Annotated in this window: 16 protein-coding genes; 11 read left to right on the forward strand and 5 right to left on the reverse strand. The window is 34.5% G+C overall.

The annotated features are described in order from the left end of the window. Positions 1-57: 57 nt before the first annotated feature. The 11 genes from IRZ78_RS13490 to IRZ78_RS13540 all read left to right on the forward strand — a co-directional run bounded on the left by IRZ78_RS13490 (position 58) and on the right by IRZ78_RS13540 (position 20,529). Positions 58-1,113 (forward strand): FecR domain-containing protein, encoded by a 1,056-nt coding sequence (locus IRZ78_RS13490; RefSeq protein ID WP_194617045.1) that lies wholly within the window; start codon positions 58-60, stop codon positions 1,111-1,113. Positions 1,114-1,272: 159 nt separating this feature from the next. Then, complete coding sequence (locus tag IRZ78_RS13495) at positions 1,273-4,833, forward strand: SusC/RagA family TonB-linked outer membrane protein (protein ID WP_194617046.1); 3,561 nt, start codon at positions 1,273-1,275, stop codon at positions 4,831-4,833. 17 nt (positions 4,834-4,850) lie between these two features. After that, on the forward strand, positions 4,851-6,206 hold the full coding sequence (locus tag IRZ78_RS13500; RefSeq protein WP_194617047.1) for a RagB/SusD family nutrient uptake outer membrane protein: 1,356 nt from the start codon (positions 4,851-4,853) through the stop codon (positions 6,204-6,206). Positions 6,207-6,217: 11 nt separating this feature from the next. Next, positions 6,218-8,197 (forward strand): TlpA disulfide reductase family protein, encoded by a 1,980-nt coding sequence (locus IRZ78_RS13505; protein WP_194617048.1) that lies wholly within the window; start codon positions 6,218-6,220, stop codon positions 8,195-8,197. Positions 8,198-8,221: 24 nt separating this feature from the next. After that, on the forward strand, positions 8,222-10,819 hold the full coding sequence (locus tag IRZ78_RS13510) for a prolyl oligopeptidase family serine peptidase (protein ID WP_194617049.1): 2,598 nt from the start codon (positions 8,222-8,224) through the stop codon (positions 10,817-10,819). 136 nt (positions 10,820-10,955) lie between these two features. After that, a complete protein-coding gene (locus IRZ78_RS13515) occupies positions 10,956-13,772 on the forward strand; it encodes an insulinase family protein (protein WP_194617050.1) in 2,817 nt (938 codons plus the stop codon). 1,012 nt (positions 13,773-14,784) lie between these two features. Further along, positions 14,785-15,924 (forward strand): ergothioneine biosynthesis protein EgtB, encoded by a 1,140-nt coding sequence (egtB, locus tag IRZ78_RS13520; RefSeq protein ID WP_194617051.1) that lies wholly within the window; start codon positions 14,785-14,787, stop codon positions 15,922-15,924. A gap of 39 nt (positions 15,925-15,963) precedes the next feature. Beyond that, complete coding sequence (locus IRZ78_RS13525) at positions 15,964-17,325, forward strand: mercuric reductase (protein ID WP_194617052.1); 1,362 nt, start codon at positions 15,964-15,966, stop codon at positions 17,323-17,325. Positions 17,326-17,336: 11 nt separating this feature from the next. Further along, complete coding sequence (locus IRZ78_RS13530; protein WP_194617053.1) at positions 17,337-18,800, forward strand: BCCT family transporter; 1,464 nt, start codon at positions 17,337-17,339, stop codon at positions 18,798-18,800. Between the two features lie 71 nt (positions 18,801-18,871). After that, positions 18,872-19,864 (forward strand): L-histidine N(alpha)-methyltransferase, encoded by a 993-nt coding sequence (locus IRZ78_RS13535; RefSeq protein ID WP_194617054.1) that lies wholly within the window; start codon positions 18,872-18,874, stop codon positions 19,862-19,864. Then, positions 19,864-20,529, forward strand: coding sequence for an aspartate/glutamate racemase family protein (locus IRZ78_RS13540; RefSeq protein WP_194617055.1), 666 nt, complete (start codon positions 19,864-19,866; stop codon positions 20,527-20,529). Before IRZ78_RS13535 ends, IRZ78_RS13540 begins: the two co-directional genes overlap by 1 nt. Positions 20,530-20,833: 304 nt before the next feature. Here IRZ78_RS13540 and IRZ78_RS13545 read toward each other — a convergent pair whose 3' ends face one another. The 5 genes from IRZ78_RS13545 to IRZ78_RS13565 are packed head-to-tail and all read right to left on the reverse strand — an operon-like array spanning position 20,834 to position 25,882. Next, the gene (locus tag IRZ78_RS13545) at positions 20,834-21,331 is read right to left on the reverse strand and encodes a hypothetical protein (protein WP_194617056.1); all 498 of its coding nucleotides are present in this window, start codon (positions 21,329-21,331) and stop codon (positions 20,834-20,836) included. A 2-nt stretch (positions 21,332-21,333) separates the two neighbouring features. Continuing rightward, positions 21,334-22,287: a hypothetical protein gene (locus tag IRZ78_RS13550; RefSeq protein WP_194617057.1), complete on the reverse strand. Its 954-nt coding sequence runs from the start codon at positions 22,285-22,287 to the stop codon at positions 21,334-21,336. Then, complete coding sequence (locus IRZ78_RS13555; protein WP_194617058.1) at positions 22,271-22,756, reverse strand: hypothetical protein; 486 nt, start codon at positions 22,754-22,756, stop codon at positions 22,271-22,273. Before IRZ78_RS13555 ends, IRZ78_RS13550 begins: the two co-directional genes overlap by 17 nt. A gap of 31 nt (positions 22,757-22,787) precedes the next feature. Further along, complete coding sequence (locus IRZ78_RS13560; protein WP_194617059.1) at positions 22,788-23,975, reverse strand: hypothetical protein; 1,188 nt, start codon at positions 23,973-23,975, stop codon at positions 22,788-22,790. 2 nt (positions 23,976-23,977) lie between these two features. After that, positions 23,978-25,882, reverse strand: coding sequence for a type II and III secretion system protein (locus IRZ78_RS13565; RefSeq protein ID WP_194617060.1), 1,905 nt, complete (start codon positions 25,880-25,882; stop codon positions 23,978-23,980).

Raw genomic sequence — 25,882 nt, forward strand, 5'->3', positions numbered from 1 at the left:
CTATGTTTTTTCTTTTTTATTCTCTTATTAATAGAGAACCCCATAAAAAGAAAACATTTGTACCCAAATTTCAAAATTTTACCCAAAAAAGATAAAGCTAATTTAAAAGCGCGAATTCTGCAAAGTATTGCATTTGAGAAACAACGCGCCCGAAGAAAAAAGCTTCGAACACTCTCCTGGAGCCTGGCTGCTGTACTTTGTATAGTTTTGGGAATTTCGGTTATTTTTAAACAACAAGCAAAAGAAATAAGCCCGATAGAACAATTTGCAGCCAGCCATAAAACCGCGGGGGCTTCTTTTGAGAAAAGCGATGAGATCAAACTGGTATTAGCCAATCAGGAATCGGTCAGAGTCCTTGACAACACCACAATTGCCTATGATGCATCGGGAAATAAAATCAATGTTAACCATAAAGAGATACAACAAACAAAATCCCTGCAAGCCCAGTACAATACCCTTATGGTTCCTTACGGGAAAAGAGCGCAGCTTAGCCTTGCTGATGGAACTTTAGTCTGGCTCAACTCGGGATCTAAATTGATTTACCCTACTTCTTTTAACCAGGCAACCAGAGAAGTGTTTTTAGAAGGAGAAGGGATTTTTGATGTAGCGCATAATGCAGCAAAACCATTTTTTGTAAAAACAGCCAACAATTATAGCGTAAGGGTATTGGGAACTTTGTTTAATGTAAGCTGTTATGCTAAAGATGCAAAAGTTACAACGGCATTATTAAGAGGAAAAGTACAGGTTACTTATCCTAGAAAAGGCTTTTTTAATAATGATACACTTCAAAGTGTTCTTAAACCCGGAATGATTGCAGCTTTAGATAAAAAACAGCAGACTATTAAAACGACTCTTCAAGATGTGGAGCCTTTATTTTCATGGAGAAAGGGGTATTATGAGTTTTCACAGGAAAAACTCCCCTTGGTATTAGACAAATTAACCCGTTACTACAATGTTGATTTTGTGATGAATAAGAAAATAAGTCAAACCGAAACCTATTCTGGAGCTTTCACCCTGAATGATGATTTAGATAAAGTAGTAAAAACACTTGAAGCAACTACTGGTTTTGAATTTCTTTACGATCCGCAGACCAGAAAAATAACGATTAACTAATTGAATTAACTAAAATTACCGATGGCCTATGAGGAGATAAACACCAGAAAATAAACTAGGAAAAACTAACCAAAAAAAAACCAAAAGATGCTCGAACATCTCTTGGCTTATGTAAAATTTTAATTGCAAATGCAATTAGCTATAAACTAAAACAAAATTATGAATAAAAATCATGATATAGGCTTTCTATTGCCTAAAAAAATCATCAACCTTACTTTTATTTTATTTATGAGAGTATTCATTTTAGTTCTGTATTTAGGATTAACCAGTATCTACGCCAATGTTGCCAAAGCACAAAATGAAATCTCTGTAAAGGTACAGAATGCTTCCTTGCAAACGCTTTTTAGCACCATTCAGCAAAAGAGCGACTATGTGTTTTTTTATAATGACGATCTAATGTCCTCTGGCAAAAAAATAAATCTAAATCAGTACGGAACCGTTGAGCAAATTCTCAACACTGCCTTGTCTAATACAGGGTTAACCTATACCATCATAGATAAGCAAATTGTTATTAAAAAGGCTAAAAAAGTGCAGCAGGAACAATATGATATTACCGGTATTGTTACCGATAAAAACGGAAATTTATTAGTGGGAGTTAACGTATTGTTGGTGAGCAATAAAAGCAATTGGGATATAACTCGTGAAAAAGGAGATTTCCGAATTCGTGTAACTGCAACAGATTCGCTTCGTTTTGACTACCTGGGTTATGAATCAAAAATTGTAGCGATCAAAAACCAAAAATTCATAAAAGTGGTTTTAACCCAAGATGTAATGGAATTGACAGGAGTAGCGGTGGTGGCTTCAAACGGATATACCGATATTCCTAAAGAAAGATTAACCGGTGCCATGGAGGTGATGAGCGCAAAAGAAATTGCTAAGGTTCCTACAGTAGATATTAATTCGCGCTTAGAGGGAAAAATTGCCGGAGTTATGGTGGATCCAAGAACTGGTAATATAAGTGTTCGAGGAACAACCAGCTACAGTAGCAATTCTAAACCCCTTGTTGTTATTGATGGTTTTCCACAGTCTGTCGATGATTTTGCTTTCAGCAGAAGAGGAGTTCCCGGAGCATCTATATTAAGTTTTTTAAATCCTGATGATATCGAAACCATCACTGTTCTTAAAGATGCGGCTGCAGCTTCTATCTGGGGGTCAAGGGCGGCAAACGGAGTAATTGTGGTAACAACCAAAAAGGGCAGAAAGTCTGATGAACCCACTGTTAGTTTCAGCACAACAACTACGTTTGGAGAAAAAATAGATTTATCTAAATTAAGAGTAATGAATACGGCGCAATACGTAGATTATGAAAAAGATCTTGTAAATGGCGGATTTGTTCTTGACAATATATCCAACTGGCAGGCTGCAAATCCTAGCGCGGCTCAGGAAATTATGTTTAAAGAAAAAAGAGGACAAATAACTGCCGCAGAAAGAGATCAAATGCTCAGTTCATTATCTCAAAGAGGTAATTTAGGTCAGATTAATAAATATCTGCTACAAAATTCACTTACCAAACAATACGATTTTTCTGTTTCAGGAGGAAATGATAAAAGCACCTATTACTTAGGATTAGGCTACAATACAGACGATGCTGCCATGAAGGCAAATAACTCTAAATCGATCAATGTAACATTAAACAATTCATTCAAGTTAAAGAGTTTTTTAAGATTTGAAACCGGAATTAATTATCTCTCATCCAAGTATCAAACCAATATTACTGCAAACGAAGCACTCTCAAATGTGTCTTCCTCTGCATTAAGACCCTATGATATGCTCAGCGATGAAAACGGAAACAGCCTTGATTATTACATTAAATTCAGACCCGAAGTTATACAAGGTTTTGATGCAAAGGGCTATCTTCCCTGGACCTACAATTATATAGATCAGCTGGATTATTCCAATGTTAGAACAAATGGTGAGAATCTAAGATTAAATGCAAGACTGGTAGCAACAATTACGCCTTGGTTGAACCTTGAGGCCTCGGGAATGTATACCTCTATTTTTAGCAAAACCAGAACCCTTAACGAACTGGAAAGTTATTATGTTAGAAACATGATTAACGAGGCCACTTCTATTTCAAACGGCAAATTGGTTTATGGAATCCCTCTTGGGGCTAATTTAGGTGATAGCAATCAAAAAAATGAATCGCAGAGTATGCGTTTTCAAATGAACATTAACAAATCCTTTGACCAGAATAATACTGTAAACTTTTTGGCTGGTGCCGAAGTTAGAGAAGAACGCAGAGAAGGCAGTTCACAAACCAGATATGGCTATGATACCGATACCAATTCAAATGTTTCTGTAAATCCAACCCAATATTATACTACAGTTTACGATTGGCAGACCTACATTGGAAATTTTGACAATGCTATTAGTAAATACAGAGACCGTTATTTGTCTTACTATGCACTTGGTTCTTATGATTTTAAAAACAAATATCATTTGTCAGGAAGTGTTCGTTTCGATGATTATAACCTGCTTGGAGCTTCCAGAAAAAACAGAGCATTGCCATTATGGTCCATTGGAGCTAAATGGGACATCAATAAAGAAAATTTCTTAAAAGATGTAAGCTGGTTAAGTAACTTATCTACCCGTGTAACTTACGGTGTAGCAGGAAGCGCACCTGCCGGAGGTTACGGAAGTAACAACGCCCTTATTGGTTTGGGAGGTAGAGATTTTTATACCCAATTGCCTACTGCTAGTATATCACTGCCAGAGAATCCTTTTATCAAATGGGAAACTACTGCTACTTTTAATATTGGCCTGGATTACGGAATTTTCGATAACAGACTTCGCGGTAATGTTGATCTTTATTATAAAAAAACAGACGACATTATAACAAGTCTTCCTTTTAATCCAACTTATGGTTGGTCCTTTTTAAAATACAATGCAGGAACTCTTGATGGAAATGGGGTAGACCTGGGACTAAGCGGTACAATTTTCAAAGGAAAATTCAAGTGGAATAGTACTTTTAATATTGCCTATACCAGTAATGAAGTTACCGATTCCAGATTTAAGGCTGTAGCGGTAAATCAGTTCTTTGGTAGCTCTCCAATTGTTGGAATGAATGTAAGTTATTTGTATGCTTACAGATGGGCCGGATTAGATACAAAGGGACAATCTACCATTTATGCTAAAGATGGCAGTATAATTGATTCTTCTAAAGGAATTAATACCATAACCAAAGACGACCTAAAATATATGGGAACTACTGTTGCTCCTTATTTTGGTGGATTTATGAACGATTTCTCATTTGAAAATTTCAGTTTAGCAGTGCAGATCACCTATTTTATGGGAGCTGTATTCAGAGATCAGCAAATGCAAAATTATCCTACTTTCAATGGCGCACAATACGGTGCAGTGGCGAAAGATAAAATTATTGCAGATCGCTGGAGACAGCCCGGAGACGAAGCTTTTACAAATGTTCCCGGATTGGCCAACACCAGTTACAATAGCTTAAATCGTTTTCAAAATGCTGATATAAATGTTTTATCTGCAGATAATATTCGTTTACAGCAGATTTCATTAGGGTATACAGTACCCAATGAATGGTTGCGAAAAACCTTTTTCAAATCATTAAGTTTCAATTTTGCAGCAAGAAATCTGGGGTTATTATGGGTAAGAAATAACAGGGGAATAGATCCTCAATATCTTTCTAATAATAATTACAATACCCTTGCACCACAGCGTACTTATACATTACAATTTAATTGCAGCTTTTAATCAAAAAAGAACTTATTATGAAATTTTTAAAAATCACACTATATATTATTCTACCATTATTGGTGCTTAATTCCTGCAGAGATTATGTTGAAGTTGAACCTGTAGGCAACAATAGAATTTTAAAATATACCTCTGATTACAGAGCCCTGGCCAATGCTTACAATACCTACAGCCTTTCCGGGGGAATGTATCTGCTCTCAAGTGCCGATGTAGAATTCTCGACAGCTTTTCAGGCGCGCGTCTCAACCATATGGGCAAACAGTTATACCTGGAGATCCAGAATTTTTGATGAATCTCAGGGAGACTCGGATTGGATTAATTTATACCAGACCATTTATTACAACAATGCCATTATTAAAGGCGTAATGAAGAGTGAGAAAGGAACCCAGGCGGAGAAAAAACAAATTTATGCTGAAGCCTTTGTTCATAGAGCTTTTGCTTATTTACAGCTTGTAAATATTTATGGGCCGCAATTTGATCCCACTTCTTCAAATGCTCAAAAAGCGGTACCGCTTTTACTTACACCAGAATTATTCTCTTCATTAGAGAGAAGTTCTGTTGATCTTATCTACAAACAAATTCTTTCTGATCTGCAAAGTGCCCTGGCAAATGATATTGCAGATACGCCAGATTTTAATGTGCTTCCTTCAAAGAGAGCTGTTTATGGCATTCTAGCCAGAACTTATCTCTATATGGGCCAGTATGAGTTGAGTCTGGACAATGCAGAGAAAGCCTTAAGCATGCAAAAGGGATTAATTGATTTAAACACTTTTGCTACCCCTTACAGCTATCCGGTACTTACTGGTAATCCTGAGATTATTTTTTCTAAAACATTGCTAAGTGGTTACAATGGCGCGCCATTGGCACAAGATTTATTAAACAGTTTTAGTAGTGATGATTTACGTTACAATTATTATACAATTCTGGGTAATGTCTTTAATCCATCACATACGGGAAGAGCTTTTGGAATTGCTACCTATAGCCCTACAAACGGAATCAATATTGGAGTTTCTGTGCCTGAAATGTATCTCACTGCCGCGGAGTGTTATGCCAGATTAGGCCAGCGGCAAAAAGCTGTTGATTACTTAAATATTTTAAGGGCTAAACGATACAAAACAGGTTCTCTCTACCAGGTAAGTGCAACTACCAATGCAGAAGCTTTAAATCTTGTTTTGAGCGAAAGACAAAAAGAATTCATTGGAAGAGGATTTCGCTGGTTTGATCAGCGTCGTTTAAACTTAGATCCAAATTTGCAAAAAACATATACAAGGGTTTTCAAAAACGAAACTTTTACCCTACTGCCTAACAGCGCGGGATATGTATTTCCAATTCATCAAAATTATATCGATTTTAACCCAGAACTGGGTCAATAAAAACTACAAGAATGTTAAAAAAAATAATAAATATCAAATTACTGGTACTGCTCTTCTGTAGCCTTACCATAGGGATTTCCGCTCAAGAAGTTAAATCCAGATTACAAGGTATGGTGGATGTTCCCTTGCCGGGAATGGCTTTAAATATGACTTATGATCCAAAAGGCGGACCTTTGGAGAATATCAAAGAAATCAATGGTTATGCATATGTCTTTAATGATTATAAATGGGAGATCGAAGATCTTAAAATGAAGAAAAACGGCCGTGTGTGGAATGTAAGTTATACTGTTCCTGAAAACTGCGGTTTTATGGCTTTCAAATTTTATGGCAACACACAAAACGGTATTCTTACAGATACAGGACAAGATACCGGATATCTTTTAGTAGTTTTTAAAGAGCCAAAAATAAAAATGCCCGGAGCAGATTTAGCTTGGGCAACCTTTAGAAACAAGGATTTCAACAGTGAGTTTAGTGGTTATTTTAAAGACTTTTCCATAAATGGAGACGCTACGGAATATTGGCTAAAAAAAGAAGTGGCAGATCATGGTGAGAATTTTCCAAAATTTATTGATACTTACATTAAAGTATTAAAGGTACAGAAACCAGAGAAATTCGATGAATTAGGACACCGTTTTTTAGGGGATTTTACAAGGAAAATCAACGGACAGCCAGAAGAAGTTTTCTTAAAAGTTTACAATCTATATAAATTTGAACTAAAAGATCAGCCAAAAGCAGATTCTCTTGAAGCGGTAATTCAAAAACAGTTTCCAAAAGGAGCCTTTATGCGTTTTAAAGCCTTTCAAAGAATTATGCCAATTGCAGATGCCGGAGAAAAAAATAAAGTTATAACGCAATTTTTAGCTGATTTTCCATACACTGCCAATGTACCTGATTCCCAAAAGTATTTCTATGATAATATCGTAAAAACGCAATTTGGCTATTATTTTCAGACCAAAGATTACAATAGTATTTTAGCTTTAATTCCCAATATGAATTTTGCTAATCTAAACGATGCGTACCATCAGAATATTTCTAAGGCGTTGTATTTGAAAGTGGTAGATCCTGCTCTTATAGCAACTATTGCCGTGCCAATGATCAAACTCATGCAGCAAAGAGTAAACGACTTGTCTTATATGCAGGGAATTTACTGGTCTGCAAATCAGGCAAACCAAAATGCTAAGGACAGACTCAACGAGCAGTTAGTGATTCAGATTCGTATGTATGATATGCTGAAAAAATACAAAGAAGTTTTAGAAACTTTTGACTTGCTGCCATTTGCAAAACGTTACGAAAAAGCAAGTATAAACGATATTCATATCAGGGCCTTAGAAGCTTTAAACAAGCCAATTATTGAAGTATTGAAAAATGGGGCAAGAGCCAATAGCTTATCTGATGGATTGACAGCTAAATTAAAAGAAGCTTACTTAAAAGAGGGAAAAAAAGAATCTGATTTTCCGGCTTATCTCGAGGAGTTGAAAAAACAAAACAATTCACAGGAAAAAATCACCCTGATGGATCCTGTTGCGGCCCCGGCAATTAACGTGCAGAGAGCACAGGGAAAAGCACAACAACTGGCTTTAGAGAACGGCAAGATTATCGTGATTGATTTTTGGGCAACATGGTGCGGCCCTTGCAAACAGGCATTTCCTGCTATGCAGCAATTAGTAAGCAACTTTAAGCAAGACACCCAGGTTGAGTTTTATTTTATAAGTACCCAGGAAACCAAGCAAGGATACCAAAAAGAAGCATTGGCTTACCTGAAAGCAAAAGGATTAAAACTCGATACCTATTTTGATTTAATGAAAAAAGGAGGCCCAACCAATAACGAATCGTTTTCCAAATACGCAGCTATCTTTAAATCAAGTGGAATTCCCAGAAAAGTAGTAATTAAAAACGGACAGATTCGATTTACATCTGAAGGATATTCAGGAAATCCAGGTCAGCTTGTTGATGAACTTACAGAAGTGATTAACATTTTAAAGAAAGAGTAATTTCTTTTTGAAAATCAAAAAAATATGAAAAACATACTTTTGCTATGTACACTCGCACTGAGTGTACATAGTGTATCTGCACAGAAAAAAACGCTCGACCAAGCGGCTTATCAATCATGGCAGAGAATTAACAATAAATCTTTGTCATACAGCGGTAAATGGATCTCCTATGATGAAGTTTTTCAAGATGAAGAAAAGGAAAATAAAAAACAAACTATTATTCAGCAGGCTCCAAAGGGAAAACGTTTGGTGCTCAATGATATTAGTGATTTAAAATTCATCGGAAAAAAGGACTGGATTCAGTACAGCAAAAATGACAGTACGCTTTTGCAAAATCTAAAAACAGGTGTGAAAAAACTCTGGAAAACCAAGCATTACACCAATGCTCTTCAGGGAACAGATTTTCTGTACTATTCACGTCCAGAAACCCTTAAAGGAGATTTTTTTCTTCAGCGTTTGGTTTTTTACAATTTAGAGAGCCAGGACAGCGTTTTTGTAAATAACATAAAATCATCCCGGTTTTTAAAGAACCAAGCCATTGTATATGTACAAATTGAAAAAGACAGAGCATATTTAAAATACGGAATTCCAGGGGGTAAAGAGGAAACTCTCTACAGCGCTAAAGCAACTGATTTTGGTGATTTTCAATTAAATGAAAAACAAAACGGCGGTACTTTTACCCTAAAGGGAACCAATAGTACCGATTTCAATATGGTCTATTATTTTAATCTGACCAATAAATCAACAAAGCCAGTGTTCAATTATGATGATGTTCTCTTAAAGGATCCTGACTTTTCAATTTCAAAAACAGCTTATGGATTAAATGAGCAGAGTAATTTCATTGCATTGGTAGTGAATTCTAATAAGGGGCAGGAAAATACTCAGATTGCCAGATCAAATATTGAAATTTGGAGATCCAACCAGGGAAGTATGGAGCGCAGACAAGAAATGCTGCGAAATTCAAAAACACTTCCAAGCGAACCCAAATTTCTTTACGATATCAAAAACAAAAAAGTGGTTAAAGTAGCTTCAGTTGGCCAATTTGATCAGGTAATTATCCCGGAATCAGGGAACTTCAAAGGTGTATTTGCCCTTGATAAAAAACCATACGCTATAGAAGTAGACTGGACTTTTAACGAACGTAGTGATCTTTATTGGATTGATGCTTCAACAGGACAAGCGAGAAAAGTACTAACAGGAGTTTTTGGCAGCCCATCCTCTAATCCACAGGGAACTTTTGCTGTTCTTTATGATGAGAAACAAAAATCCTGGATGGTTTTTGACAGTGAGACAATGCAGTTTAAAAACATAAGTTCACAGATTCCTTTCCCTGTTTTTGATCAGAATGTAGATATGGCATCTGCCAATACTGCCTTTGGTCTGGCAGGCTGGTTAAATAACGGCAATACAGTTGTGCTTTACGATCAGTATGATTTGTGGGCAATTGATCTTACCAATCAAAAAAAGGCCTATTGTATCACTGAGGGTTTTGGAAGAAAAAACAATATAGAACTTCGTTATAACGAAAATGGTTTTATAGGGGATTTAGACCATAGAGAGTCAATTACTTTAGTAGGTTTTGATACTGTGCATAAATCTAAAGGAGTTTACCAATTAACCAATAAGAATTCTATAACAAAGGTATTTGCAAATCCTGATTATAATGTAAAGATTGAGACTGTTTCAGCAGATAATTCAACGGTACTTTTTACAAAAGAAAGCTATACTATTTTTCCGGATTTATGGTGGGGGAGCGCTAGTTTTGGGTCTCAGCAAAAAATTACCGATCTCAATCCACAGCAAAAAACATATGCCTGGGGAACTGCAAGAGTATTGACATGGAAAAGCTTCAGCGGAAAAGAAAACCAAGGTAATGTCTATCTTCCGGAGAATTACCAAAGCAAAAAAACATACCCTGTTATTGTTCATTTTTACGAAAAACATACCCAAGATTTCAATGTGTATCAAGCCCCTGAGGTTAGTACATCAAACATCAATATTCCAACTTTAGTGAGCCAGGGCTATATTGTTTTTCAGCCAGATGTACATTACAGGTATGGAGATCCGGGAAACAGCGTGTATAATGATGTAATTAGCGGTGTTGAATATCTAATTGCACAAGGCATGACCGAAAAAGGAAAAATTGGCATTCAGGGACATAGTTTTGGCGGTTACCAAACCTCATTTTTACTTACTAAATCAGATCTTTTTAGTTGTGCAATTGTAGGTTCTGGAGTAAGTAATTTTACGGCCAATTATCCCGTTATGCGATCCAATGGGATTTCCACCATGTTCAAGTACGAAGCCGATCAATACCGTATGGGAAGTTCTCTATATGATAATTTGCAGGGATATATTGAAAACTCCACGATTTTTGCCGCTAAGAATATTAAAACTCCTGTACTTATTTTTCATAATGATAATGATCGTGCAGTGCCTTATCAGGAAGGGCAATCCTTATTTTTTGCACTTCGTCGTTTAGGAAAAACAGCCTTATTGGTCAACTACAAAAAAGAAGGACATACTCTAGAGGATGCTGCAAATAAAAAAGACTGGACAATCAAAATGCAACAGTATTTTGATTATTATTTAAAAGGTTCAGATAAACCCAACTGGATGTAGTACAAGCCCCTAGATTAGTATAATCCTAAAGCCTGTTATTTGAAGGTTTCTTAATGAAGCCTTCAAATACACAGCAGGAATTTCTTATACTAAATTCAAGAAAAATCAATCAAAAAAACATTAGAAATCAATAAAGATGAAAGTAAAAATAGTTTTAGTGCATTTTATGATTCTGGGTTTAACTCAGGTATCAGCACAATTTAAAACAACAATCCCCTTGCGAAAAGATGTAGTTCATGGCACTTTGAGTAATGGAATGCAATATTTTATTCTACATAACCAATGGCCCAAAGACAGAGCAGATTTTTACTTTGTTCAGAATGTAGGGGCCATTTTAGAGGACGAGAATCAAAATGGTCTGGCGCACTTTTTAGAACATATGGCTTTTAACGGAACAGAGCATTTTAAAGGAAAAGCAATAATTGATATGTTGGCCAAACATGGTGTAACCTTTGGTCGTGATATTAATGCATATACAGCCCATGATGAAACGGTTTACAATTTAAGCAATGTACCGGTTAAGAATCCTGCTTTATTGGATTCATGTTTATATGTTTTACACGATTGGTCTGGTTTTTTATCTTTAAAAGATGCCGAAATTGATGCCGAAAGAGGTGTGATTCAGGAAGAGTGGCGTACAAGAAGAAACGCCGATTTAAGAATTGGATCCCAGTTAGAACCGGTCATTTACAACGGGTCAAAATACGCAAAGAGAGATGTTTTGGGAGATATGGATCTTATCCGAAATTTCAAATACAAGCAGTTACGGGATTACTATAAAAAATGGTATCTGCCAAACCATCAGGCCGTAATTGTTGTTGGAGACATTGATCCTGCCAAAATAGAACAGCAGGTTAAGAAAATAATGGGTTCAATTCCAATGCCTGCAAACGCTGTAGAGCGTACTTATGAAGTAATTGCTGATAACGATAAATTGTTGTATAAACTGGCCTTGGACAAAGAAGCGCAGAGAACATCCATTTCATTAAACTTTAAAAAAAATAAACCAGTAATTCAGGATCTTGCAGCCTTTGAAAATAGTATTGCAGAACAATTGGCCTTACAAATGCTCAACAATCGTTTTAGAGAATATACATTAAACAACGAAACGGCTTTACTCTCAGTGGGAGTAAGTCATTCGAGTTTAACGCGTTTGACCTCTTTTTTTACCTTAACGCTTAATCCTAAAAATGCACGATTGCTAGAAGCCTTTGAGCAGGCGTACACAGAATATGAGCGGGCAATTCAAAATGGTTTTACCAAAGAAGAACTCGATCGTGTAAAAGAAAATATGCGCACGGGTTATGAAAATCAGCTAAAAAACAAAGATAAGATCAGTAATGAAAACTGGGCTTCGCAATTGCAGAATTACTTTTTAGAGGCTTCTCCTGTAATGAGTTTAGAAGACGAGGTGGAGTTTGTAAAAGCAACTTTAGCTAAAATAGACCTAAATGGAATCAATAAAGTCTTTGGCGCCCTTCCAACAGAAAAAAATCAGGTTTTAACCGTTTCAGGACCAGAAAAAGAAAATCTTACCTATCCAAGTGAGACAGATTATACTGCGGTAATTAAAAAAGTAAAAGAGCAAAAGTTAGCACCTTATAGCGAGACAGTTGCAAATGCTGCTTTGGTCGCAGATAAACTTACCGTTAAACCAATTGTTAAGAGATTTGAAATTAAAGGAATCAAAGAAGCCAAAGGATATACTTTAGATAATGGAGCCAGGGTAATTATCTATCCAACCACTTTAGCACAGGATCAGATTCTTTTTTCAGCCTTTAGCCCGGGAGGAATTTCTTTATTGCCACAAGAAGATCTTGCATCCTCACAAATTGCAGCAGTTTTAGCCAAAAACTCCGGATTAGGAGATTTTAAAGTTACCGATTTACAAAAACAACTTTCAGGAAAGACCCTCAAGGTAAGTCCTTTTATTGGTGAACATTACGAAGGTTTTAGCGGAAGTGCTGTTAAAAAGGATTTAGAAACACTCCTGGAACTGACGTATTTATATTTTAAAAATCCAAGATTCGAGAGTCAGGCCTACAAGCGAATCATCGATTATTATGGCAATACACTTGAAAATATAAATCAAGATAACAGCAAAATCTTTAGAGATACAATTGCTTTGTTAGACACTAACCACAGTAAAAGAACTTTTCTTTTAAGCAAAGAAAACCTTGGAGAACTAAACTTTGAGATTGCCTGTAAAATATACAAAGAGCGTATTTCAAACGCTTCTGATTTTACTTTTGTTTTTGTTGGAAATATTGCTGAGAATGACCTTGACCTAATCAATAAATATCTAGGGAATCTTGCAGGAAATAAAACTCAGGAAAAGTTTATAGACCATAAAACAGCAATGGCAAAAGGATTTTCTAAAGAAAAACTGATCAGAGAGATGAGTATTGCTAAAACCAGTATTTATGTACATCTGGAAAATAGAAATGTAGTGTTTTCAGAGAAAAACCAAATTATGGCCTATATGCTTTCCCAATTATTAGACAAACGTTATTTAGAAAAAATCAGAGAAGATCAGGGCGGAAGTTATGGTGTACAAACCCAGAGTTCATTATCTAGAGATCCATCTGCGGTTTTCTCCCTTCGTATAAGCTTTGACTGTAATCCTGAAAAAGACGACAAATTGCTTGACATTGTATATAAGGAACTGGACAGTATTGCAAAAAATGATGTTTCAGATAAAGATTTATCAGACATTAAAGAAGATTTGATCAAAAGCAATCAGCAAAATATCAGGTCCAATTCATATTGGATCAGTACTATTGTAGAGCAGTTAAAAACTAGTGATAAATTCCTAAGCAGTTCTCAATATGAGACACTGATTAAAAGTATATCGATAAAAGATATTAAAAAATATGCAAGTCAAGTACTTCGGCAAGCAGATAAAGTCCAGGTCTTGATGCAGGCAAAGACAAGTGAGCCTGCTTTTAAGTAAGTATGATGTAAAAGAACGGCAATTCTTAAGATTAATTTTAATAGTCTTTTATGAATTTTTGAATTAGTAAGCTTTTAGTAAAGACTAAAAAGAGCTGTTTGCCGGCAGCTCTTTTAAAAAAACGGGTAGTGTTCAAGATCAGGCATTTTCTAAAATAGCGATATGTTGTAGTAAAAGGGGGGTAATTTTAGTTTCAGTTTTGAAGATTTACTTTTGGACTTGAGTTTTTTTAATAGTTTAAATGAGTTGTTAAATATTTTGCCTCAATGAGAAGACTCTAATGATTTTTTTTCTTGAAAATACAGGGTTTTAAATTTTTTGATAAAATGCAAACCAAATTTATTGAACCACAAAAAGCCTGAAAAATATTGATTTCTCAGGCTTTCACTGTTTAACCCTGTAACCCTAAGGGGACAATTCCGGAGGTGTTTTGAAGATGCTTTAAAGAAAATTAATTTCATTACCTATTGATTGCTTTTCCAGTAACTTTTCTAAATATCAATTATGATTATTTGTTATAGATCATATTTTCTATATTCTAAAAGTCTTTCGGCGATTTGTTTGAGAAAATCCTTTATTTTTCATATTCAAATCAAACTCAATTAAGTTCTGGATATGTTCAATGGGGAATAGTTGGATATATTTAATGCCATCTTTTTCAAAGAGTAATTCATCTTGTGTTTTGCTCCACTTCAAAAATTCGGATATCGGCTCTCATGTATAAATCCTTCTTCATATAGACTAAAAATGCTTCAGACTCGGTATCTATCCTGGCACACTAATTAAATTTTCCAGTTTTTAAGGATTAAATACTGTAGCTATTAATTCAATTAATTTCATATTTCTAATGTAACGTCTTTATAATTAAGCCTTAATCCAAAAACAAGAGACCAAATTCTAGACTTGAATTATTAAATTAATACTATTTTTTACTTAAAATTAATTATTCTTTTTTTTTAAATTACTAACTTAGAGTATAATACAAACTCACAAACAGCAGTAATTTAATAGTATGATAGCACGTTTCTTAAAAGTCAGACAAAAAACAGAACAAATTTGCACTCCCTTACTTGTAGAGGATTATTCGGTACAACCCAGCGATTTTGCTTCGCCGCCAAAGTGGCATTTGGCCCATACTACCTGGTTTTGGGAAGAGTTTCTACTCACCAAATACAACCCTGATTATAGAGTTTACCATCCTGATTTCTCTTATTTATTTAATAGTTATTACAATACAGTTGGAAAAAGGGTGCAGCGTCCCGCCAGAGGATTTATGACAAGACCATCTGTAGAGGCTGTTTACGCTTACAGGAATTCTGTTACTGCTGCCGTTGAACTGTTTATGAAAAACGATTTGAACCGGGAAATACTTGATATTATTGAGATCGGAATCAATCACGAAGAACAGCATCAGGAACTCTTAGTATACGATATAAAATACCTATTGGGAACACAGGCCACTTTTCCTTACTATGGTAATGATTTTTTACCTCTTGCAGAACAGAAAGAGACTGGTTTTATAAAAATTGCAGCAGGGGTATATGAAATTGGACATGCAGGATCTTCTTTCTGTTTTGATAATGAACTAGGAAGACATAAAGTGTATGTGGCTGATTTTGAAATTTCAAATACATTAGTAACCAATGGGCAATACCTGGAGTTTATAGAACAGGGCGGTTACAGCAACTTTAATTACTGGCATGATGAAGGTTGGGCGTGGGTCAACCAAAATGAAGTTCAAGGGCCATTGTACTGGCATAAAATAGAAAATCAATGGTATGTATATCATCTAAATGGCTTGCAGAAAATCGCAGCAGATTTACCTGTCATGCACCTGAATTATTACGAAGCTTTTGCTTATGCCCAATGGAAAGAAATGCGATTGCCCACAGAATTTGAATGGGAAATAGCCAGTAGCCAATTCTGCTGGGGAAAAGCTTGGGAATGGACCAACAGTGCTTATCTGGCTTATCCCAATTTTAATAAAGCGCCCGGCGCACTTGGAGAATATAACGGAAAATTTATGGTCAATCAAATGGTTTTAAGAGGAGCTTCAATAGCAACGCCCGAGCACCATAGCCGAAAGACCTACCGTAATTTTTTTCATGCCTCAATGCGTTGGCAGTTTTCCGGAGTACGATTGGTGAGGTGATTTTTTGAAATCAGCTCAGTTTTAAAAAACAAAAATACTATGAAAAAGTTTGATTATATTATCATCGGAAGCGGACAGGCAGGTATTCCTTTGGCCTTTAGCCTATCAAAAGAAGGAACCGTTGCCATTATTGAAAAGAGTTTTTTAGGCGGAACATGCGTCAATAATGGTTGTATCCCCACCAAAGCGTATGTCGCCAGTGCCCGAAGAGTCTGGGATGCTTTTCATGGTGATGATTTAGGTGTTGAAATTCCTAAAGGAACAAAAGCCAACCTCAAAAAAATTAAAGCGCGTAAAGATGAGTTGGTCAATGAATCCCGTTCCAATATCGAGAAAGCGATTAACAGAGATAAAAAAATTACCTTATATCATGGTGAAGCTCATTTTTTGAGCAACTATCAGGTAAAAGTTGCAGATACACTCCTGACTGCCAAAAAAATATTTATCAATGTAGGGGCAAGGGCAGTAGTGCCTGAAGAATATCAGCAGGTTCCTTTTTATACCAATGAAAACATTCTGGAAATTACAGAGATTCCTAAACATTTGATCGTCATAGGAGGAAGTTATATTGGTTTGGAATTTGCTCAGATCTTCAGAAGGTTTGGCAGTGAAGTCACCATCATTGAACGTAATAAAGAATTGATCAACAGAGAAGATCAGACCGTAACTGATGTGGTAGCTCAAATCATGAAGGCAGAAGGTGTCGATCTTGTTTTTAATGCCAAAGACATTAGTGTAAAAGAAAATAAAAAACAGAGTATTATCCTTAAGACAGGTACTGCGGAAATAAATGGGACGCATTTGTTATTAGCCATTGGTCGGGCTCCTAATACCGATACGCTGCAATTGGAGAATACCACTATTAAATTGGATGATAAAAAGTATATAAAAGTCAACAATTACTGTCAGACAAATGTTCAGGGTATTTTTGCCATTGGAGATTGTAACGGTCAAGGTGCTTTTACACATACGGCCTACAATGATTTTCAAATTGTGAAGAGTTTTCTTTTGAAGAAAAAAAAGCGAAAAATTAGTGAGAGAATCACCACTTACGGATTATTTATAGATCCGCCACTGGGCAGAATTGGAATGACAAAAAAAGAAGCCCTGGAAAAAGGATATGAAATTTTGGTAGGGTATCGCCCAATGACCAAAGTAAATCGCGCTAAAGAAAAAGCAGAAACCCTGGGTTTTATGGAAGCTGTAATCGATGCTAAAACCAATCTTTTTTTAGGAGCTTGTGTCTTTGGCGTTGGCGGCGATGAAATCATAAATGGGATTACCAATTTAATGTATGCCAAAAAGCCTTATACGGTTTTAAGGGATTCGGTGCATATTCATCCCACGGTGAGCGAACTTATCCCAACGATGCTGGAAGATTTAAAACCCATTGCTAAATAAGAAGTATTTTAATGTTAAAATTATCCAGTCATTTTCGGGCCAACAATCTACTTCTGTACGGGATGATTTTTGGTGCTGTATTCTTTATAAGCGGAATCTTGGCGCCGGCTACTTTGTTATCTGTATTGAGTCAGATCAACAAACAATTACTAGGGGTTTTTAGTACTTATTATTTGGGATTGGGACTCCTTATAGTGCTCGCTTCTTTATTGTTGCTGTTTTTACCCATTCGAAATAAAAGATTGGGATCAGAAAAACCAGCATATTCCTATTTTAGTTGGATTGCCTTATTGTACAGTACCGGAATGGGTTCTGGTTTATTGCTTCGCGCGGTGCAGGAGCCAGTTTATTATTTCAATAATAGCCCGGTTCTCACTATTAATGCTAAAGAAACCGCACTTCAATATACCTTTTTTCATTGGGGTTTTACACCCTGGGCCATGTATAGTCTGTTTGGTTTACTGGTTGCATACAATCTTTACATCAAAAAAGCACCTAATTTATTGCATGCCGTAGTTCCTGATATTAAGAATAATGTACTGAAATTTAGCGCCATTCTTTTCATTGTACTGATCACCATTACAGGGGTAATTGCTTCATTAGGATTGGGTACAGCACAATTAATAGGCGGACTCAATTATACTTTTGAGACAGATATTGGAACCTCTTTTTTATTGATGAGTGTTTTTGTAATGGGATGCATCGCTACTTATTCTGCTTTGACAGGAATTACAAAAATGATTAAATTTTTGGCTGATTTTGATTTTGTTTTTTCCATTGTTTTAATGCTTTTTGTGGCTTTGTTTCTTAATTTCAATCTTTACCTCACCCAGACTTTTACGGCTTTTTATCAGTATGTGATTCATTTTTTTGAAATGAGTCTGGCGACAGGAGCTTACAGAACCAAAGGAACCTTTACCCAGGATTGGACGGTTTTCTACTGGGCATTCTGGCTGGCGTGGGTTCCTTTTACCGGGATTTTTATTGCCCGTATTTCCAAAGGAAGAACAATAAAAGAATTTTTGATGGCTACCATTTTAGTACCTACTTTGGCCACCATCATCTGGTTTTCGATATTTGCTAATTCTGCTTTTGAGATTATAGACAAGGGGAATACTACAGAGTTTGATAACCTTTTTAGTTCTTTATTTGTTTTTTTAGGACATCTTCCATTTCACCAAATCACCTTTTTGCTTGCAGGTCTTCTAGTTGCTATTTCCATTATTAATTCAGTGGATTCAGCCATTTTTGTATTAGGGATGTTTAGTGACAAGGGCAATGAAAATCCATCTAAAAAACATAAACTTGGTTGGGGTATTATCATTACTGCCACTGCATTAGGACTTACTGCCCTTGGCACCAGTGAACTGCTAAATGGGGTTAGTAATTTGTTAATTATTATGGCTTTACCTTTTAGCTTTTTGTATCTTTATTGTATAGTAGCATTCTTTAAAGAGAACATTTTTCGAAAATAGTATAACATCACGCATCGTTTTGTGTTGTATTTTTAAGATAACTTAAGATAAATAACCAATAGCCTTATATTATGAAAGAGACAGTGGTTTTAAATAAAAAAGAATCCCCAAAAAGCACATTAGAGCAATTTAAAAAAGAAGTGAATCAGGGATTAAACGAGTCTTTGAAGAGCTTGCCTTCAAAGTTTTTTTATGATAAAAAAGGAGATGCTCTTTTTGTCGAAATTATGCATCTACCTGAATATTATCTCACACGTTCAGAGCATGAAATATTTAAAGATAAAAGCGCTTCGATAATTAAAGCATTACAATTAAATCAGGACACTTATTTTGAACTGATAGAACTTGGGGCAGGCGATGGCATGAAAACCAAAGAGCTGCTAGGGGAACTCTCGCGTGAAAATTACCAGTTTGACTACATTGCGGTAGATATTTCGCAAAATGCTTTAGAAAAACTGCAAAAAGATCTCAATGAGCAAATGCCTCATATAGGTGTAAAAACCAAACAAGGGGATTATTTTGAGGTTTTAGAATCATTAAAAGAGAACCAACATCCAAAAGTAATCCTGTTTTTAGGATCCAATATTGGCAATATGCCCGATGAGGTGGCCGAAGATTTTATTGCTAATCTGAGTGAAAATTTAAATTTTGGTGACAAGTTTTTTTTAGGGGTAGATTTAATAAAACCAGCAGCTATTGTTTTGCCTGCCTATAATGACAGCAAAGGTGTCACGGCTTCTTTTAACCTAAACTTGCTTGAACGAATCAACCGGGAACTGGATGCTGATTTTCAAATAGAAAATTTTAAACACCAACCTGAATACGATGAAAAACAAGGTATTGCTACTAGTTTTTTAGTAAGTACCAAAGAGCAGGATGTATTTATAAAAAAGCTCAATAAGATATTTCATTTTGGTAAAGGAGAGAAAATTTTGACCGAAATTTCAAGAAAATACAATGATAAAATATTGGATAAAATTCTAAAAAAGACAGCCTTTGTTATCAAAGAGCGAATTACGGATCGTAAAGAGTATTTTGCCAATTATGTTTTAGAGCATTTATAATGAAAATACAATCGTTAGGTATACTGGGATTAGGAAGCCGTTCTACTCTTTTTTATATTAAAGAACTCAACCGTCTTTATCATAATAAGAAATCCCGATACAGTACCTGTCCTTTTAAATTATGGAATGCCAATTTTGATGTGCTTAATAATTTGCTCCCTCAACCCTCAAAGAAGCTTACAGTGCTTGTTGATAATTATTTAGCAGAATTACAGCCTTTACAGGTAGATGCTATTCTAATTCCCAATATTACTTTGCATGAAACTATTGATAAACTAAGTATAATACCAAAGATTATTCATCCGGTGCACCTCACCATAGCCAAACTTAAGGGAGATGGTTTCAATGAGATCGTTTTAATGGGTTCATTGCATACAATGGAATCGAATTATTTAAAAGCCGCATTTAATAAGCAAAGTATTGCAGTTGTACTTCCTAATGCAGAAGAACGCCTGGTAATAGATGATGTTCGTAAGCATATTTACTGGGAAACAGAAAGTGAAGAACTCTTAAAAGAGTTTGCCAATGTCATCAAAAAATACAGTACAAATTATGCTGTGGTATTGGCCTGTACAGAATTATCAGTAGCGTGGGATACTCTCGGTGTTAACGTTTTTGATATGTCCCGGATTCAAATAGAAACCGCTGTTAAAAATATAGAGTAGCTCAGCAAATATTTATTAGATTTGGGATCCTCAACAAGGCAGATATGTATGGTTTTTGTTTTTTCTTTAGGAATCGAAAAATCTAATCTGGTTTTGGGAATAATAAAGTTGGTTGGCCCATCTTCTAATCCAGGACTGCAGCATCGTTCTAATTAAATGAAGATTATAAAAAACGAAAAACGTAAAAAGCTTTAGATTTCTCTGAAGCTTTTTGTTTTTTTAAAATTTATTTTTCAAACTCTCATGCACAGTATATACTTAAAACTCTTCAAAAAAATTAAGATATAATTTAGCTCTAAGCAACCTACCTCAAATGAATTATTCTGTTTTGTGAGTTAAAAGACACCTCGATAGAATCTTTGAATTTTCGTCTTACTACCAAACCATCTACAGGATCATTTAATTTGAGTTTATGCAGTTTTGAATCTATTTTTAGCAAGACCAATTCCTGATCTTTAGATTTTAAATATCCAAAATATTTTAATGTAGGCCAGTTAAGGTTTGTAATTGGTTTTTTTGGTACTATTGCAGGCACTTTTTTTACCGGGTTATGATAGGAAACCAATTTTACCCGTGCTGCTTGTTGCTGAAATTGTTTGTTTAAAAACGGATCTCGATTTATTTTTTCTAATGCAAATGTATCTTTATCAATTCTTTTAAGAGACAAATTCTTTGTCTGTATTTCAGTATTTGCAATAACAGTATTTTGGCCAAAGTAGCCATTAATAGTCTTAAAACCTACGGTTCCCCATAGGCCTAAAACTACAATAATTAGAATTATATTGATCTTTTTTTTTGCCATTATTAATTTACTGTAAACTTATATCCTGTGCTATTAGTTCCAATATTTCCAGCTCCATCAATAGCTTTAACTCTCCAGTAATATACTCCTTTAGTTGTAGATGTATATTGTAGTGTTGTTGCATTGCTGTTAATTGTGTCAACAATAGAATTAAAAGTAACATCGCTAGCAAATTCAACTACGTAAGAAATTGGAGATTTTGCCAGTCCAACATCTGCTGGAATACTCCACGTATATGTTACTGCCGTGTTAACTGATTGAGTAGAATTGTCCGCCGGAAGCGTGTTTTTGGGCTGATTTGGTGAGGTAGTGTCAATATTGAATTTTCTGGCCGAATATTGTTTTGTTTCACTATCTGTGTTTTTGGCTTTTATTCTCCATTCATAATTTCCATCTTCCAATGTCGGCTTGTCGAGCATTACAGAATTGTCTGTTAAATCGTTTTTCGAAAAAACTTCTTCTCCGGTTGATGTTTTAACAACTTTTACGCTATAACTTGTTGCTTTATTGAGAGGTATCCAATTTAGGGTTACATTAATAAAATTTACAAATTTATCATTATCAGGACTGGATAATATAACTTGTTGATTAGTTAAATCATCGGGAATAGTGGTCGAAAAATTAGAAGGGAAGGAGTAGGTAGATTGATAAGCATAGTTTTCTGCACGTACACGCCAGAGATAATTTCCTGCATTAAGGGGAAGAGTTAAATTTGCTTTTGTAGTTAATGAATCCAATAATAACACCTGATCAGTTGTAAAAACCTGAATACGGTATTTATCTGCACCTTTTAAGCTGTTCCATTTAAAACTTACTACGTTGCTTTCAATTTTAGTATCTTTTGCCGGGGAAATGATTTGTACAATATCATTAGTAATATCTTCTTCAAGAATATCTTCACATGAATAAGTTAATATTGCAAGGCTTATTAATATAATTTTATTTATTGTTTTCATAGTTTTGAAAAATCATTTTTAAATGTAAAACTTCAGATTTATTGTTCTTTTTTGTGGTGTAAAAATTTTGACTTACCATTCGTGAAAAATCAAATTTTTTCTCAAAATTATATGCCAGTTCTAATAGTTGATTCGCATTTCCGGTAACATCCAGTTGATTTGTAATAATATGATAATCATCTTCAGGGAAATCATGTATGGGTTTTAAATCACTTATAGATATGTTCTTTGAATTTGTTGATGCAAAACTTACAATGCCTTGCTGTACCATTTCTTTTGTAACACCTTCTTTGCCTATAATTTTATCTAAGTATGCTATGTCATTGGTTAATGTTCCTGTACTTTTAGATTTTTTGTTAATATCATCGGCTTTTTTTGATAGCATTTTATATTCTGAAATAACTTCAAATAAGGTATGAAATGATCTTTTGTATGCTGTTGCCGAAAGCATAAAAAAGAGTATTATCAAGGCATAAAATTTTTGTTTATAGGAATAGTTTTCAAACATTTTTAATAATTATTTTAATTTCAAATATTGATTTATTTTTTTTATCCTTTTTCAAACTAATGATTTCAAATCGTTGCAGCCAATTCATCTTCTTTAAATTCTCCAACCAAAAATTAAATGCTGATTCCTGAAATGTTTCGCCTTTAATAATGATTGTATCACTATTAAATAAAGCTTTCTTATTCTCTTTGTATTCTTCTTTTAAAGGGACAACGTTTAATTCGTTTAAAGAAACACCACTTGGAATTGTTCGGATAATTTCATAACTATAAAAAGAAAGAAATTTAGAGGACAAAACTCCCGATTCTTTTAAAACGCCAAGTTTTTTTTCTTTCTCAGCTTCTAAATCCAATATGAGTTGATAGGACTGATTAGAAAAAACAGTTTGAAGATTTAGTTCAGAATTCTTGGTACCGTAATATTGAATTAAAAAATAGCTGATTAACAATGAACCAAGAAAACCGCATAGAATGGTAATTCCAAGAATATTAAAAGCTTTTTTATAAATTAATTCTTCATTATTTAAACTATCATTTATAGTTTTTGAAACTTCTCTCTGTTTTACAAAAAAGTGAATAATGGCCCCATATAAAGGTAAAAAAATGTTCGAAATATTTTCTTCTCCAATTTGATAATTGACTGCTGTTGCATTTTCATTTTGTTTAGAAAAGCCAATTAGTTTTTCATTTTCAAACTCTAATTTTAAATCAGTCGAAAGTAGATTTTCTTTTTTTAAGGCATTGTTTAATAAAGCTGCTAAAAACGAGCCAATATAAACATCGATAATCTGAAAGCCTTTTTTTTGAAACTGTGTAATGGTTTGCTCGACAATATTTTTTCTGCAAAAACTCATGAAATTTGATTTTGCACCTTTTATATCTGTATAATAAATGGCATTGTAATCGATGTTTTTTTGCCAATTTACATCTGTTTCATTTTCAAAATCAATTTCTTTATTTAAAACTCCTTTTCCTTCTACAACTATCAAAAGAGGAAGTTTTCTGTCTGCTACTTTTGTTAACGCTTCAAAGTTTTCAAAAGTTTGTTTAGAAACAATAGAAACCTTATTTGCTTTCTTTTTAATAGTAAGCAAATTATAGATTTCGTAATCTTCTTTTTTGATTACTCCAACAACATTTAAGTCGTTAATTTTTACGAATTTTGATAGAGTGGCAAACATCCTTAATAAATAACGGTTGGTTTAATAAAAATGTGAAGTTTAGAATCACTTTTTGCTTTTTTTCTACTGCTAAAAAACCATTTAATAATAGGTATTCTGGACATTAACGGAGTTCCTGTTCCTGAGTTTTCTTTTTTCAATTCATCAAGGCCGCCCAGTAATATCATTTCGCCATTTTTCACCCTTACCAGAGATTCAAATTTTTGAGTAGCTTTTCCCGGAGGCGCATCTTCACCAACTCTGGCAAGGAAAGAACTTTTTTCTACAGCAATAGTCAATGTTACATTTTCATCTGTAGAAACATAAGGCTTTATCGATACACTTAAATTGGCATCTGTAGATTTCCAGGTTCCGGAATTCAAAATGTCGTTACCAATACTGTTATTGATTAATCGGTTATTTTGCTCGAAATAATAACTGGTCTCTCCAATAGATAATTTGGCTTCATGTCCACTTATAGTTGCTATTTTTGGCGTAGATTCAATTTTCAACACTGAGTTGTTTTCCAGAAGTTTAAGGTTCAGGTAAAAAGATTCGGTTACTTTTCCGAGTTTAAAAAGACCAAAACCATTAAAAGCATTTATCAAGCTATTCACTGAAGAGCCATTGAGAGTTACATCAGAATTAGGAAACAAAACACCAGTTGTTTTGACCGAATTTAGTTTGTCTAATCCTGCTTTCATTCCGGTTTGTATATCATAAGACTTATTGTATTGCACAATAATAACCTCTATTTGTACCATAGGTACAACTTTATCAATTTGCTTGATGTAAATTTTTAACTCCTCCAGAATAGATCTTGATCCGGAAACAATTAATCCATTTAATTCTATAAATTCTTTTATTTCTAATTTTTCAGAAAAAACCTTTGGTAGTGTATTGATAACAGACTCAATAGATCTGTTTTCTAATTGGATCATTTCTGTAACTCTTAATCCCTCAGTAGCTTCTTCACCAATTAGATAAAAGTTATCCTGCTTTTTGTAGGTATATTTTTTTCCTTTAAATATGTTTGCCAAAAGCTCATCAAAAGTAATACTGTCAGCAGAGAGTGTTGTTTTTTCGTTTTCAGGTTTGTTGTATAAAAAGTAATTGATATGAAGTTTTTCTGCAGCTTCGGTCAATAAATCTGATGCATCTGCGATATAGGCGTTTACTTGCAAAAAACCTTGTTTATTTACATTTACTTCATAAAATCCGGGAACTCCAAGGCTTACTCTTGCTTGTTTAGCTTTAGGACCAATGGCTAAAGCATTTACATTTTGAGTAGTGTTTTTTTGCAGGAAATAAACATCGTTATCGTCTTTTGTAGCGCTTAAATCATTTGATTTTGCCATCATTTCAATTACCTGATCAAACGGACGATTTAAGATATAAGATGATATTTTTATGTTTTTTACATCTTGTGCTAAAACTAAATTCTTTCCTGACTTATCAATAATTGCTTTTGCAACTGCAGATAAGGTATCATTTTCTAGTCTTACAGAGAGGAAATCATTTTGCGAATTGTACGTTACATCGATGATTTTAGGTTGTTTTTTTTCAACTATAGCTATGACTTTTCTTTTTTTGAAAACGATAATATTACTCATAAATGAGACATCAAGATCGTATTTTTGAGTCAGATGTATAAAAACATCTTTTACAGTTACATCAAAAAAGTTATTGGCTACCGGTTGATTCAATTCAGTATCAACATCTATGTTTAACTGATGCTCCTCGGCTATTGATGCAATAAAATCATGAAGTGTTAGCCCGGAAACATCTATTTTAATAGTTTCATTTAAACCTTTCTTTTGTATTGCAAACTCGTCAAACTTTCGCCCCAGTTCGACAATGTCTTGCTGAGCGAAAATAATATTTGAGAAAAATAACGCAGCTAGTGCGAAAACTATCTGTTTTAGCAT

The organism is Flavobacterium sp. CSZ (assembly GCF_015350725.1).
Taxonomy (GTDB): Bacteria; Bacteroidota; Bacteroidia; order Flavobacteriales; family Flavobacteriaceae; genus Flavobacterium.